This is a genomic window from Leptolyngbya sp. NK1-12 (assembly GCF_032598965.1).
Classification (GTDB): domain Bacteria; phylum Cyanobacteriota; class Cyanobacteriia; order Elainellales; family Elainellaceae; genus Elainella.
This window is the reverse complement of sequence record NZ_CP053586.1, coordinates 5,963,236-5,976,084: the sequence shown is the minus strand read 5'-3', so window position 1 is coordinate 5,976,084 and position 12,849 is coordinate 5,963,236. Positions and strand designations below refer to the sequence as shown.

At 50.4% G+C, this 12,849-nt stretch carries 12 protein-coding genes; 3 read left to right on the top strand and 9 right to left on the bottom strand.

The window, feature by feature from the left end:
• Positions 1 to 3 precede the first annotated feature (3 nt).
• Positions 4 to 1,602, bottom strand: coding sequence for a 2,3-bisphosphoglycerate-independent phosphoglycerate mutase (gene gpmI / locus HJG54_RS25590; RefSeq protein ID WP_316432058.1), 1,599 nt, complete (start codon positions 1,600 to 1,602; stop codon positions 4 to 6).
• A gap of 120 nt (positions 1,603 to 1,722) precedes the next feature.
• Positions 1,723 to 3,453 carry an ABC-F family ATP-binding cassette domain-containing protein gene (locus HJG54_RS25585; protein WP_316432057.1) on the bottom strand — a complete coding sequence of 577 codons (1,731 nt, stop codon included), beginning with the start codon at positions 3,451 to 3,453 and terminating at the stop codon, positions 1,723 to 1,725.
• 768 nt (positions 3,454 to 4,221) lie between these two features.
• Between HJG54_RS25585 and HJG54_RS25580 the strand changes: the two genes are divergently transcribed.
• Positions 4,222 to 7,119 (top strand): EAL domain-containing protein, encoded by a 2,898-nt coding sequence (locus HJG54_RS25580; protein WP_316432056.1) that lies wholly within the window; start codon positions 4,222 to 4,224, stop codon positions 7,117 to 7,119.
• Positions 7,120 to 7,200: 81 nt separating this feature from the next.
• On the opposite strand, the gene HJG54_RS25575 is transcribed toward HJG54_RS25580, so the two are convergent.
• Both HJG54_RS25575 and HJG54_RS25570 read right to left on the bottom strand, forming a co-directional pair.
• Positions 7,201 to 7,383 (bottom strand): hypothetical protein, encoded by a 183-nt coding sequence (locus tag HJG54_RS25575; RefSeq protein WP_316432055.1) that lies wholly within the window; start codon positions 7,381 to 7,383, stop codon positions 7,201 to 7,203.
• The gene (locus HJG54_RS25570; RefSeq protein ID WP_316432054.1) at positions 7,376 to 7,600 is read right to left on the bottom strand and encodes a hypothetical protein; all 225 of its coding nucleotides are present in this window, start codon (positions 7,598 to 7,600) and stop codon (positions 7,376 to 7,378) included. The genes HJG54_RS25575 and HJG54_RS25570 overlap by 8 nt, the downstream gene beginning before the upstream one ends.
• A 386-nt stretch (positions 7,601 to 7,986) precedes the next feature.
• On the opposite strand from HJG54_RS25570, the gene HJG54_RS35580 reads away from it, so the two are divergent.
• Entirely contained in the window at positions 7,987 to 8,124 is a 138-nt protein-coding gene (locus tag HJG54_RS35580) for a DUF6888 family protein (protein ID WP_420717401.1), read from the top strand.
• Positions 8,121 to 8,348 carry a DUF6887 family protein gene (locus HJG54_RS25565; RefSeq protein WP_316432053.1) on the top strand — a complete coding sequence of 76 codons (228 nt, stop codon included), beginning with the start codon at positions 8,121 to 8,123 and terminating at the stop codon, positions 8,346 to 8,348. The genes HJG54_RS35580 and HJG54_RS25565 overlap by 4 nt, the downstream gene beginning before the upstream one ends.
• Before the next feature lie 11 nt (positions 8,349 to 8,359).
• Here HJG54_RS25565 and HJG54_RS25560 read toward each other — a convergent pair whose 3' ends face one another.
• From HJG54_RS25560 to HJG54_RS25540, 5 genes are all read right to left on the bottom strand, one after another.
• Positions 8,360 to 9,949, bottom strand: a complete 1,590-nt coding sequence (locus HJG54_RS25560; protein WP_316432052.1) for a tetratricopeptide repeat protein — start codon at positions 9,947 to 9,949, stop codon at positions 8,360 to 8,362.
• A complete protein-coding gene (locus HJG54_RS25555) occupies positions 9,946 to 10,206 on the bottom strand; it encodes a hypothetical protein (RefSeq protein ID WP_316432050.1) in 261 nt (86 codons plus the stop codon). Before HJG54_RS25555 ends, HJG54_RS25560 begins: the two co-directional genes overlap by 4 nt.
• Positions 10,207 to 10,236: 30 nt before the next feature.
• A complete protein-coding gene (locus HJG54_RS25550; RefSeq protein WP_316432049.1) occupies positions 10,237 to 11,298 on the bottom strand; it encodes an ATP-binding protein in 1,062 nt (353 codons plus the stop codon).
• A gap of 56 nt (positions 11,299 to 11,354) precedes the next feature.
• Positions 11,355 to 12,020 (bottom strand): Uma2 family endonuclease, encoded by a 666-nt coding sequence (locus tag HJG54_RS25545; protein WP_316432048.1) that lies wholly within the window; start codon positions 12,018 to 12,020, stop codon positions 11,355 to 11,357.
• Positions 12,021 to 12,096: 76 nt separating this feature from the next.
• On the bottom strand, positions 12,097 to 12,819 hold the full coding sequence (locus tag HJG54_RS25540; RefSeq protein ID WP_316432047.1) for a DevA family ABC transporter ATP-binding protein: 723 nt from the start codon (positions 12,817 to 12,819) through the stop codon (positions 12,097 to 12,099).
• Positions 12,820 to 12,849: the final 30 nt, after the last annotated feature.

Sequence of the window (12,849 nt, the reverse complement as noted above, 5' to 3'; positions counted from 1 at the left end):
GCTCTAGAGTGAAACCCGGACCGGTGTACGGTTAGCACGGACCTCATATTCGCTGGGCAAAATCATTGAGCGGCCTGTCATTTCGGTGGGTTGGGGTAGGCCCAAAATTTGCAGAATCGTCGGTGCCACATCGGCTAAGCAGCCATCGGACCGCAATTCCACATCTGTACCGTAACCAGGAATTTTCCGCTTTTCGCCTTCTACCAAAATAAACGGCACCGGATTCGTGGTGTGGGCGGTCCAAGGATTGCCCTGCTCATCCCACATCAGCTCAGCATTACCGTGGTCAGCAATAATGATCGCCGTGCCGCCCGCTTTACCGATGCTTTCGAGCAACCGACCGACACAGGTATCGACGGTTTCAACAGCCTGCACTGTGGCGTCTAGATTGCCGGTGTGCCCCACCATATCTGGATTGGCGTAGTTGATCACAACCAGCGAATAGACGCCCTTTTCCACTGCCACAATCGCTCCATCCGTCACCTGTACGGCAGACATAGCAGGAGCACGATCGTAAGTGGCCACCATTGGGCTGGGGACTAGCTGCCGATCTTCGCCTTCAAACGGCTCTTCGATGCCACCGTTGAAAAAGTAGGTGACATGGGCATATTTTTCAGTTTCTGCAGTGCGAAATTGCTTGAGGCCATGCTGAGCGATCACCTGTCCCAAAATATTGTTGAGGTTTTGCGGCTCAAAGGCTACCAGGACCGGAAAACTAGGATCGTACTGGGTAAAGGTAAGAAAGGTGAGGGGAGTAATGAACTCTCGCTCAAAGCCGTCAAATTTGGGATCAATAAATGCCTGAGTTAACTGACGTGCCCGATCCGGTCGAAAATTGAAGAAAATCACGCCATCGCCGGGAGTAACGGCACCAGGAGCAATCCGGATTGGCAACACAAATTCATCGGTTACGCCCGCATCGTAGGAAGCTTGTAGCACTTCTAATACCGAGCGGCCATCCCCGGGGCCGTCCTGGGTAAGTACATCGTAAGCCTTTTGTACTCGATCCCAGCGGCGGTCGCGGTCCATCGCATAGTAGCGTCCGCTGAGGGTCGAAATCCGACCTACGCCAAACTGATCGATATATCGCTGAATTTGCTCCAGAGCAGCCAGACCGTCGGTTGGCTTAGTATCCCGTCCGTCTGTAATTGCATGGATGCAAACCTCTCCAATGTCCTGTTCCTTGGCAAGTTCTAGCAGGCCAGCTAAGTGGCTCAGGTGGGAGTGAACGCCGCCTTCTGAACACAGCCCGATGAGATGCAGCTTGCCATTCCGTTGTCGCACTTCCTGGCAGATCTGTAACAGGGCCGAGTTACTCAGTAGGGTGCCATCTTCTACGGCGTCGGTAATGCGCACCAGTTCTTGCGGCACAACTCGCCCTGCGCCGAGGTTGAGGTGGCCCACCTCCGAGTTGCCCATTTGCCCTTCTGGTAAGCCCACACTTTTAGCGGAGGCTCGGATCAGAGTTCTAGGATAAGCAGCCCAGAGGCTATCCATGACGGGGGTATTGGCAACCGCAATGGCATTACCGTTGGTTTCCTCTCGATAACCCCATCCATCCAAGATGATCAGTACGACCGGAGAAATTGGCACCTGTGCCATATGTTGAGTAGCCCTTCGATTCAGCAATTTCTCAGCAATAATATCATTCAAACTTTCGATTTGAGTACTTCAAAACCGAAGTATTAATACCAAAACTGATTAATCTTTTCTATCGCTTTACTAAGATGAAACTTTTATCTTTCTAGTGTCCTGTTTTTGCTTTTGCTTCTCTCGTTGCTTGGATTTCTTCTCAGCAGCCTTGGCACGTTTTTCTGCCTCAATTGCTTCTAGCCTAACCCGCTCTTTTTCCTCTTCAACTTTTTCGAGGAAATAGTGATAGTCGCCGCGATAGAGCCGCAGTTCTCCATCTCGAATTTCAACAATCTTGTTGGCAACCTGGGAAATAAAATAGCGGTCATGGGATACCACAATAGCGGTGCCGTCATAATTCTGTAAAGCCTCTTCCAGCATCTCTTTCGCCGGAATATCTAAATGGTTGGTTGGCTCATCGAGAATCAGAAAATTGGCTGGGCGCAGCAGCATTTTGGCCAGTGCTAAACGAGCCTTTTCGCCACCGCTGAGGGTACTAACTGTTTTGAAAACGGTATCTTCGCTGAACAAAAATCGTCCTAGTAACGTGCGAACTTCTTCGTTCTTCCAATCAGGAACTTCGTCATGGATAGTTGCCATAACGGTTTTTGTTAAGTCCAAAGCTTCGGCTTGATTCTGTTCAAAATAGCCAGGGATTACGTTATGATCCCCTAACTTAACCACGCCTTCAGTCGGTGTTTCGATCCCCATGATCAGCCGCAGGAGGGTAGACTTACCGGCTCCGTTCGGCCCCACAATGGCAATCCGATCCCCGCGCTCGATCAACAGGTTCGCACCCAGAAACAAAATATTATCGTCGTAGATATGGGTCAGCTCCTTGATTTGAACCACCTCTCGACCACTGCGGGGAGCAGGCGGAAACTGAAATCGGAGGGCTTTAACGCTTCCAATTGGCGCATCAATGCGTTCGATTTTTTCCAGCTGCTTTTCACGGCTTTTCGCCTGGGTGCTGCGAGTCGCGCTGGCTCGAAACCGATCGACAAAGGCTTGCTGCTTTTCCAGCTCCTTTTGTTGACGCTCGTAGGCGCTGAGTTGAGCAGCTTGGTTTTCGGCCTTTTGCTCCAGATAAGCGCTGTAGTTTCCCAGATAGGTAGTGGAAATGCCCCGCTCGGTTTCCACAATTTGGGTGCAGAGCCGGTCCAGAAACTCTCGGTCATGGGAAACAATCACCATCGGCGTGCTGAGTCCCTTCAGGTAGGTTTCCAGCCATTCGATGGTTTCTAGATCCAGATGGTTGGTGGGTTCGTCCAGGAGCAGTAGATCGGGCGATTGCAGCAGAATTTTGCCCAAGCCCATCCGCATCTGCCAGCCACCGCTAAATGACTCTACCAAGCGATCCCCGTCGTCTAAACTAAAGCCCAATTCAGGCAAAATCTTTTCGATCCGCGCTTCTAGACCATAGCCATCCAGTGCTTCAAACTGACGTTGCAACCGGTCCAGTTTATGGATCAGGTCATCTAATTCCTCTGGAGCCGCCGACTGCATTTGGTGCTGCACCTGTGCTAAGCCTTCATGGACTTCATTTGCCGCTTTAAAGGCCCGCCATAGTTCATCCCGCACGGTGCGCTGGGGATCAACATCAAACTCCTGGGACAGATAGGCAATATTTAAGCTACTGGGCCGAATCACCTCACCCGACGAAGGCTCTTCTTCGCCAGTAATGATTTTGAGTTGGGTGGACTTCCCAGCCCCATTCACGCCCACCAGGCCAATTCGGTCGCCGGGTTTTACCTCCCAGTTGACATCCTTGAGCACCTCACCTGTCGGGTAAATTTTACTAATATGTTCTAGCCGCAGCATGAAGTCACCTTGAACGCCAGTAAGTGTGAACCTGAATTAGTGAAACGGTCAGTAATCAGTTGAAGAACAATCAGTTGAAGAACCAGAATCACTTGAAAAACCAGATGAAAGCCGAAACTCTGCCAGCCAGAATTGGAGTAGGAGCAATCTGAGTCTACCAGTTCAACCGTAACAAAAATTTAATCATCTTCTCCAAACCCAGAGCGGCTGAAACAATGTAAAGAAAAATAACGGCTTCTCATAACAGCAGAGCTTGAACGATTCCATGATCGAGGCACAAGGTTAAGAGAATGCAAAGCCGAGATACAAAATCTTCCGGATTAAGCCCAGTTCGCTGCGTATGATCTGGTCAGATGCGAATCAAATGTAAGCCCGGTCTAACTAGGTTCGGTTAAGCCAGATTCGGTTAGATTCCAGTCTAGTCAAACCGCTACTTAGATAGTGCTCTAGACGGCCTTAGCAGTCCTCAAGTCCAGCGGCCCCAAGACTGACTCACTGTTTTGACCGGCTGCAATCCTGATTTTTCTCTTGCTTTCTGCTCCTAACTCTTTCCCCCAGAGATTTGTCTCCAGAGAATGGATCGGTACCCCGACCTGTAATTTTACGGAACTGAAAGTTAATGTTTCCGTGAAGATACTGACCTACTCAGTAATTTCTACCTTTTGCCTTAGCCCCAGTTTGATCGAAACATTTAGATACATTCCTTAAACCTAGCGCGTTTCTCAGTTCCTCAGTTGTGATTAGCCATTGTGACTGCTCATTGCTGCGGTGAGGACGTTCAATCAACCATCTACACCATCTACTTCAGCTATTTTTCGCTATTTCAGCTACTTCATTTACGGATACGCCATTACTGCCATCAGGGTGCAAGGAGGGAATGCGGTGAGTCAATCGCTGCGGCAGGGATTAATTTGGGTCAATTCAATTGAAGAGGCAGCAGAGATCAGTCGGGGATTGGTAGAAAACGGTTGTCCTCTGGGCTGGCAATGGGTTGATTCATTCGAAACGCTTTCCCTAGCCCTAGCGAATCAAAAATGGGACTTGCTGATTACATTTGATTCCCTTCCCACTCAGCAAACATCGGCCCTGACGGAACTCTTGCAGCAGGTAGGAAGCTTACCAGTATTAGTGTTGCCTAGTCGTCAAATTGCCACTCCAGAGTTAATCACACTAGTAAAATCAACCCTGAACGTGACAACTCCCATGGATCCCAAAGCGGCAAATTTAACGGCTTTAATCGAGCACACGCTGGATGCGGTTTGGTCGGTCAATCACCAGTACGAATTAATTGTCTGGAACTCGGCCTGCCAACAGCAATTTGCGAAAGCGTATAGCCTCAACTTGTGCCCTGGCCTCGATTTGGTAGCCTGTTTGCCGGTGGCACAGCAACCCCTCTGGAAAGATTGCTACGACCGCGCCTTGGCTGGAGAGCGATTTGCGATCGAGCTGCATTTTGATGTGCCTGAGTTACCGGCAGATGTGGAAATTTCCTTCAACCCGATTCGCGAGAACCAGCAGATCACCGGCGTTGCTGTCTTTGGTCGGGATGTCAGCGATCGCAAGCGGGCGCGTCAAGAGCTTCAGGCGGCAAAGGATCAGCTACAGGCGGTGCTGGATGCGGTTCCGGGCTGTGTATCTTGGTTTAGTTCGGATCTGGAATACCTAGGCATTAATCGCTACCTAGCGGAAACCTTCAAACTGCGCCCAGAGGACTTTATTGGCAAAAAGCTGGGCTTTATGGAAGCCAGTCCCGGCTTTGCCGCGTTTGTGCAGCAGTTTCTCGCCAGTCCGGTGGAGTCCAGCACGGTTGAGGTGGCAGCGCAGGTGGATGGCGCAACCCGTAGCTACTTGCTAGCGGCACAAAAGTATTCGCAAAATCAGGCCGCCGTTTTTGTCGGACTTGACATTACCGACCGCAAACAGTTTGAAGAAGCACTGCGCGAAAGCCAAGAACGCTATGCCCTTGCCGTGCACGGAGCCAATGATGGCCTCTGGGACTGGAATCTACGCACTGATCAAATCTACTTCTCGCCTCGCTGGAAAGCAATGCTGGGCTACGAGGATTGGGAGATCGGCAACCGGCCCGAAGAGTGGTTCAAGCGGGTGCACCCCGACGAAACCAAATGGCTAGAGGCGCAAATCACCGCCCACCTCCAAGGGCAAACGCGGCATTTTGAAATCGAGCACCGGATGCGCCACCGAGATGGTTCCTATCGCTGGATGCTGAGTCGCGGCTTTGCCGTATGCGACAGTAATCAGAAAGCCTATCGCATCGCCGGTTCTCAAACCGACATCACCGAACGCAAACGGGCCGAGCAGCAGCTCTTGCACCACGCCCTCCACGACAGCCTTACTGGACTAGCCAATCGTGCTTTGTTTATGGATCGGTTGCAGCAGGCGATTGGTCGCAGTAGGCGGATTCCTGGCTACCGGTTTGCCGTTCTGTTCATGGACCTGGATCGGTTTAAGGTGCTGAACGATAGCTTGGGCCATATTGTGGGCGACCAGTTGCTGATCGCGATTGCCCGTCGTTTGGAAGCCTGTCTGCGCTCGGTGGATACCATTGCTCGCTTGGGTGGCGATGAATTTACGGTGCTGCTAGAGGGCATCCGGGATGCCGACGATGCCTGCCACCTAGCCGAACGGATTCACCAAGCGCTGCAAGCGCCCTTCAACCTCGGCGGCCAAGAAGTGTTTACTTCGGCCAGCATTGGCATCGCCATGAACGAAGCCGACTGTGACCGTCCGGAAGATCTGCTGCGCAACGCCGATACGGCCATGTACCGAGCAAAAACGCTGGGTCGTTCGCGTCATGCCCTATTCGATATGGCAATGCACAAGCGGGCAGTGGCGTTGCTGCAACTAGAAACCGATTTGCGGCGAGCCGTGGCGGCCAGTGCCAGTCCACTGCAACCGCAGGAATTTCGGATTCAGTATCAGCCGATTGTGGCGCTGGCAACCGGCAAAATCAGCGGCTTTGAAGCCTTGGTGCGCTGGCAACATCCGGAGCGGGGATTGATTCCGCCTACCGAGTTTATTCCCCTAGCCGAAGATACGGGTCTGATTGTGCCCCTAGGCCAGTGGATTCTTACCGAAGCCTGTCGGCAGTTAGGTCAGTGGCAGCGGCAATTTTCGCCTGACATGCCGCTTTCGGTCAGCGTTAATTTATCAACCAAGCAGTTTTCCCAGCCCAGTTTGTTGGATCAGATCAGCCAATTGCTGCGCCACCCCGACCTCCAGAACGCCTGGAACCTCAACCTGAAGCTAGAAATCACCGAAAGCGCAATCATGGAGAATCCAGAGGCGGCCAAGGTGATGCTAGAGCAGCTTAAGGCGATGGGAGTCCAGTTGCTGATCGATGACTTTGGTACTGGCTATTCGTCGCTCAGCTATCTGCACCGTTTCCCAATTGATACCGTCAAAATCGATCAGTCGTTTATCAGCCACATGAGTACCGACAGTGAAAGCGCCGAAATTGTCCGAGCGATTGTTTCGTTGGCGCATAACCTGGGCATGAACGTGATTGCAGAAGGTGTGGAATTGGCAGAACAGTTGCGGCAGTTGCGTTCGCTGGGTGCCGAATACGGTCAAGGCTTTTTCTTTGCTAAACCGCTGGATCGGGAAGAAGTGGAAGCGTTGATGCAGAAAGAACCTGCTTGGGCTTGAACCTATTCATAGACATCTTTTCGGTGAGCAATGGTTATAACTCGAACTTGTTGATTCGCCTCGCTAATTTCGTAAACAACTCTATAAATCTCCAATGCGATAACGATAACAACCCGCTAAGCGCCCCTTCAAACCTCTGATATTGGGGTGAAGTTTGGGGTTTTGTTCAAGCTGTTCAAGACATCGAGCAATTTTGTTAGCAAGAACTCGATCAGCAGTTGCGAAGACAGCTTCGGCTTCAGCCGACAAAACGATTTCATACATCCGTGCGAATCGTTCTCCAGTCTCTCACTTTCCCCTCAGCGATTTGCTGTTTACCTTTCTCAAACGATTCAATGAAGCCAGGAATGTTCAATAACTCTTGAGTGGCGGCTTCGCTTTCTCGATCGGCTAAGTAGGCTAAAAAATCAACAACAAGGTTGAGGCGCTCATTCGATAGCTGGTCGAGATATCGATCAATGCGCTGGCGAATTTCAGTCATGTTGCTTGCCTCTAGTGCTATTAATCTCAGTTTATTCTGCTATCCCTGTCTGGAACTGCTCGTCACTTCGTACCCGATCAAAGTCGGCTTCCATTTGGGCGAGTTCTGGGTAATCGAGGTTTAAGCTTACAGCAAGAATGGGCAGACTAGGGACTGCTGTATTTCGCTGGGAGTAAATTTATTTCTGCACTGCCTACTCAAGTTCAAGCACTAAATAGCTTCATCGTTTGCTATAACTTAGAGCTTGTTTGTAAACAAAGATTGAGATCCCCCTAAATCCCCCTTAAAAAGGGGGACTTCAGAGATTTGACTCAGTTCCCTCCTTATTTAAGGAGGGTTAGGGAGGATCAGATAGGAAGTCGATTCTAGCCTCTTAAAATTCATTTATAAACAGTCTCTTAACCAAGCTGTATTTACCGATTTTTATCATTCGTCAAGATGAACGCAGTGGAGATATTTTTGTTTTGGCGGGTGAAGCAACAATTGTTTTGATTAGTCCGAATGGCGAACGGAGATTTCTATGAGCCAGCCTAATTTCCAAATTATGAATCGCAAAGCGCTGCTTGCCTATTTGTTGGAACATCGAGACGATCGGCAAGCATTTTATGCGTTGATGGATAAGCTGGCAACTGAACCTGTCTTGGCAACATTGCCACCTGTGTCATCAATCGAAGAAGCTGAGCAAGAAAATTTCTCAGAACTGCTCAACGAGATCAATAAAAGACGAAATTTTGGCCAAGCCTCTTAAGGAAAATCACGTTACGCTTCGATCAGGGACTGAAACCGTTCGTCACTCCGCACCCGGTCAAAGTCGGCCTCCATTTGGGCCAGATCACGATAGTCAGGCTTGAGAGCAATCGCCTGTTGCAGGGTTTCGACTGTAGCGGCAATGTTGCCTTGAAGGGCAAGACAGCGAGCTTTGTTGTAATAGGCTGCTGCGTAATCCGGCTTGAGGGCAATGGCGCGATCGAAACTGGTCAGAGCTTCGTCATGGCGGCCTAACTGCATCAACACCGTGCCCCGACCTTTGTGAGGAAAGTGATAGTCGGGCTTGAGGGCAATGGCGCGATCATAACTGGCAAGCGCGTCTTCGTAACGGCCCAGCTCTTGTAAGACATCACCTCGGTTATCCCAAGCATTGTATTTATCCGGTTTAATCGCAAGAGCGTGGTCATAGCTAGAGATCGCCTCTTCTTTGCGTCCCAAGGCTGACAGCGCATTGCCTCGGTTGTTCCAGGCTTCGTGGTAGTCCGGTTTAATCCCAATAGCATGGTCATAGCTAGAGATCGCCTCTTCTTTGCGTCCCAAGGCTGACAGCGCATTGCCTCGGTTGTTCCAAGCTGCGTGCAAGTCGGGTTTAATCGCAAGAGCGTGGTCATAGCTGGAGATCGCCTCTTCTTTGCGTCCCAAGGCTGACAGTGCATTGCCTCGGTTGTACCAGGCTTCGTGGTAGTCGGGTTTAATCCCAATAGCATGGTCATAGCTGGAGATCGCCTCTTCTTTGCGTCTTAAGGCTGACAGTGCCTTCCCTCGGTTGTACCAGGCTTCGTGGTAGTCGGGTTTATAGTGGATCGCTTGGTTAAAGCAAGTCAATGCTAGCTCGTGAGCACGATCAGCAGCCCATACCAAGCCTTGCTCAAGCCAAAGAGAGACTCTTTTATTCACTGGAAGGGACGGTTCATCCAGTAGGGCTTGAATGGCGTGGATTTGGTCGAGGCGTTCGGCGTGGGTCAGCGATAGATATTGGTTGTAGTCACCTGCTGCCAAAACCTGCTCAGACGATTGCATCAAGATCTCGCCATCGGAGGGAAAATCGTAGATGCCAGCTCGCCAATCAAAAAAGTCGGGGGCGCGGTGGATGAAAAATTTGAGGGCAAAACGCGGCAGCACAAATACAAAGCAAAGGTGGGGAAACCGATCGCGCAGGCTATCTCGCTGCTGGTTGAGGTGGCTGAGAATGGGCGGCACGGTGTCGAGGGTGTAGTAGTCGCCTTGGCCGCCATAGCCAGGTCGAATATAGTCGGTGAGTGAACGCTCAATGCCTTGAATAAACAGAATATTGATTTTGTCGCGGTCCGGTAATTGCTCGATTAAAGGCAGCAGTTTGTCGATCGGTTGCTCTAGTTGTAATACTTCAATGTGCTTTTGGGGTAAGTCCTGCCGCACCTGGGCAATTAGCTCGGTGGCTTTGGCTGGAGCCGCCTGGATAAAAATCAACCCAAACCCCTTGCGCCGTCGCAACGACCGCAGCAGAGCACGATACTGGTCGTCTGCATCTGGCGTTCGATGGCTAACCGACTTCACCAAGCTGGTATCTAGGCTGGGGTCTAAGCTGGCATCTATACTCATGGCTGACGAATGCGGGTGAGAGCGGCCTGAAATTGCTCAATCTCTTCAATCAAGGGGTGGATATCGTCCCAACAGTGCAGTTTGCCTTTGTCATCATAGTAGCGGTATCTCAACAAACAGCGATTCAGCAATAGCCGTAAATGCTGTTCGTTATTGCCCGCCTGCTTCGATTCTGACACATGAGCCAAAATCTCCCACTGAGAATCGAGTACGGTGTTGCGGTAGGTCTCACGAGCCTCTTCGATCGAATTTTGCACCGCTTCTGCTGTAATTGGTAGCTGATCAATTCAGTCAATGGCCCGCTGAATCAACTGCATCAGATTGCGCATATGGCCGCCGCTCATCAGGCACAACTGCTCCAAGGTTTCGCTACTGTCAAACACCTGGCTGTCGAGTCCATTGGCTAGGTCGGGATCAATTTGGGCAATCCGTTTGTAGATCAGCTCGCGAAACTTTTGCAAACCCGTTGGGTTGGGGCTACCATCCCGGTTGCGCAGCATCACCATGGGTAACACATCTGGTTTATCGTAGTTGTCTTCTAGACGGGTAGCGCGTTCTGAATACACCATCGAGATCGGTACCGTGTAAATCACATGGCAATCTAACCCACGCAGAATCTCACTGCGATTGAGATAGATTTCGTCGTAGTTACTCAGCTCTCCCTCTGATTGAGTTTCCGCAATTCGATCCAAGTTATCTGCCATAATCACAATGCCACGGCAGTCGGCTGGCAAGGTTTTCTGAGCCACTTGAATAAATTCATTCAGAGCCGCCACTAGCGAAGGGGTAAAGGTGTTGATCTTCTGCCGCATTTCTCTCCGTTTATCAGGCACCGCTCGCAGGTTAGTGGTAATTTTGGCAAACTGAGAAATCTGTCCTTCTAAACTCAAGCCATCGAATGCAACTTCCGTTAAGGCCAAATCCTTCAGCGATTGCCAGCGGCTCTCCATCCATTGCAACAGCGGATTTTTCTCTTTTTCTAACTTGATTTCCTGAACCAGATGCCGGGTGCAAGCAAACAAAATATCGGCATATTCGGTATCGTTTGGCTCGATGTCTTCATCATCTGCTGCAAAGTACACCACAAAATACTTTTGTCGTTCCAGTGCTTGCTTCAGCCGCAGCAGTTCTGTAGATTTACCCACACCTCGATGCCCGGTGTAGATCTGACAGGTTGGCTTTTTTGAGCGGGTGATCTTATTCCCTAATTCTCGCATCACATTCCAACGGCCACGTACTTCCTGGCAGTCCACATAGGTTTCTGGCGTAGGAGGTTGAAATGGCTCGAAAGCGCTGTAAATTTCTGTTAGTAATTCTTGTTCTGTAAATTTCTGGGATGAGCGAGTCATAGCAGGGGATCAAGACAATCTTACCTTCCAGATTCTAACCTTCTGCATTCAGAAAGTTATTGAATCTGCTGCCCAAACCAGTTAGCAACAGCAAAGTTCGGCTCTTCACCTAAACGCTCTAGTGCCTGTTCCAAGAGGTGAATTGACAATCCAGGCAAGGTTACTGACTGAATCAACTGGCGATACACTCCTTCCGGCTGCAACCAAAACGCCAACACCCGTTTTCCCTGTACGTCAATTACCCAATATTCTGGGATTTGCAAATCGGCGTAGAGCTTTTTCTTTTCGTCCAAATCACTAGCCAGCGAGGTGTCGGCAATTTCGCCCACCAGATCAGGCACAGGCCAAATGTCTAAATCAATGCATCGCAGGTTTCCAGTTTCGCGTCGCGGCATGCCTTCGCCCAAATACAGCACCAAATCCGGTGAAGCCGCTCGGTAGCCCGTTTTCTCTAACAAACAGCGACCAAAGGAACCGACCGCTAAATTGGGCTGATGTTGATTCACCCAAACGTAGATCAACAGCAAAAACAAATCGCTGGTGCTGGCATGATCAATTCCTTCGCTGCCCATATCCACCAAAAGCGCTTGACCGTTGAAGTAGAGCCGCATTCGTTGATCGGTCGGTTGATCGCGGTACGCCAAATAATCCTCCCACGTAGCTGATTGCCATTGCAGAGGCGCAAGGACATTATGAGGCAACTGGGGCAACGAGGAAGGCATAGATTCAGTTCCTCTAAACGATAGCTGTATTTTAGCGCTGGTCTAGGTTCAGCAAAACTGCTTGGCACAACCGAACTCAACCCTCTGCTAAGCGACCATCTTCCATATAAACAATTCGGTCCGCGATGTCGAGAATCCGGTTGTCGTGGGTGACGAGCAGAATGGTGCAGCCCTGTTCCTTGGCCAGGTTCTGCATTAGCTCTACCACCTCCCGACCGGACTGTTTATCCAGAGCTGCGGTAGGTTCATCCGCTAAAACAATTTTGGGATGACTGATCAGGGCACGGGCAATCGCGACCCGCTGTTTTTGGCCGCCGGAAAGGTTTTCGGGATAGTAATCCACCCGATGGCCCAGCCCTACAGCTTCGAGCATGGCGATTGCTTTGGCATCCAGGTCAGTGCTGCTGTATTCGTCGTGTAATTCCAGCGACATGCGAACATTTTGCTTAGCGGTGAGGAAGCTCATCAGGTTATGGGCCTGGAAAATATAGCCGATTTGCTTGCGGAGCTGTGTTAACTGGTGTTTGGTAGCACCGCAGATTTCTTGCCCTAGGATCTTGAGACTGCCTTCCTGAGCCGAGCGGAGGCCCCCCATGAGCGTCAGCAGCGTCGTTTTACCCGATCCGGACGGTCCAGTCATGATCACGATTTCACCGGCAGCAATAGTGAGGTTGATCTCAAATAATGCCTGTTTACGCAGTGAACCCGTGCCAAAATAATGATTGAGTTTATGGGCAACGATAGCAGGAGCCGACACGGTAACGATAGATTCGGTAACGGAAGCAGGATGAAATTGCATAACGACTTATTATCTATTGAGTGACGTTAG

Bases quoted from the DNA above. Each gene is read 5' to 3' on its own strand.
- HJG54_RS25585 (WP_316432057.1), bottom strand. From the start codon at position 3,453: ATGCTGCGGCTAGAACATATTAGTAAAATTTACCCGACAGGTGAGGTG.
- HJG54_RS25575 (WP_316432055.1), bottom strand. From the start codon at position 7,383: ATGTATGAAATCGTTTTGTCGGCTGAAGCCGAAGCTGTCTTCGCAACT.
- HJG54_RS25545 (WP_316432048.1), bottom strand. From the start codon at position 12,020: ATGCCTTCCTCGTTGCCCCAGTTGCCTCATAATGTCCTTGCGCCTCTG.
- HJG54_RS25570 (WP_316432054.1), bottom strand. From the start codon at position 7,600: ATGACTGAAATTCGCCAGCGCATTGATCGATATCTCGACCAGCTATCG.
- gpmI (WP_316432058.1), bottom strand. From the start codon at position 1,602: ATGGCACAGGTGCCAATTTCTCCGGTCGTACTGATCATCTTGGATGGA.
- HJG54_RS25550 (WP_316432049.1), bottom strand. From the start codon at position 11,298: ATGACTCGCTCATCCCAGAAATTTACAGAACAAGAATTACTAACAGAA.
- HJG54_RS25565 (WP_316432053.1), top strand. From the start codon at position 8,121: ATGAGCCAGCCTAATTTCCAAATTATGAATCGCAAAGCGCTGCTTGCC.
- HJG54_RS25560 (WP_316432052.1), bottom strand. From the start codon at position 9,949: ATGAGTATAGATGCCAGCTTAGACCCCAGCCTAGATACCAGCTTGGTG.
- HJG54_RS25540 (WP_316432047.1), bottom strand. From the start codon at position 12,819: ATGCAATTTCATCCTGCTTCCGTTACCGAATCTATCGTTACCGTGTCG.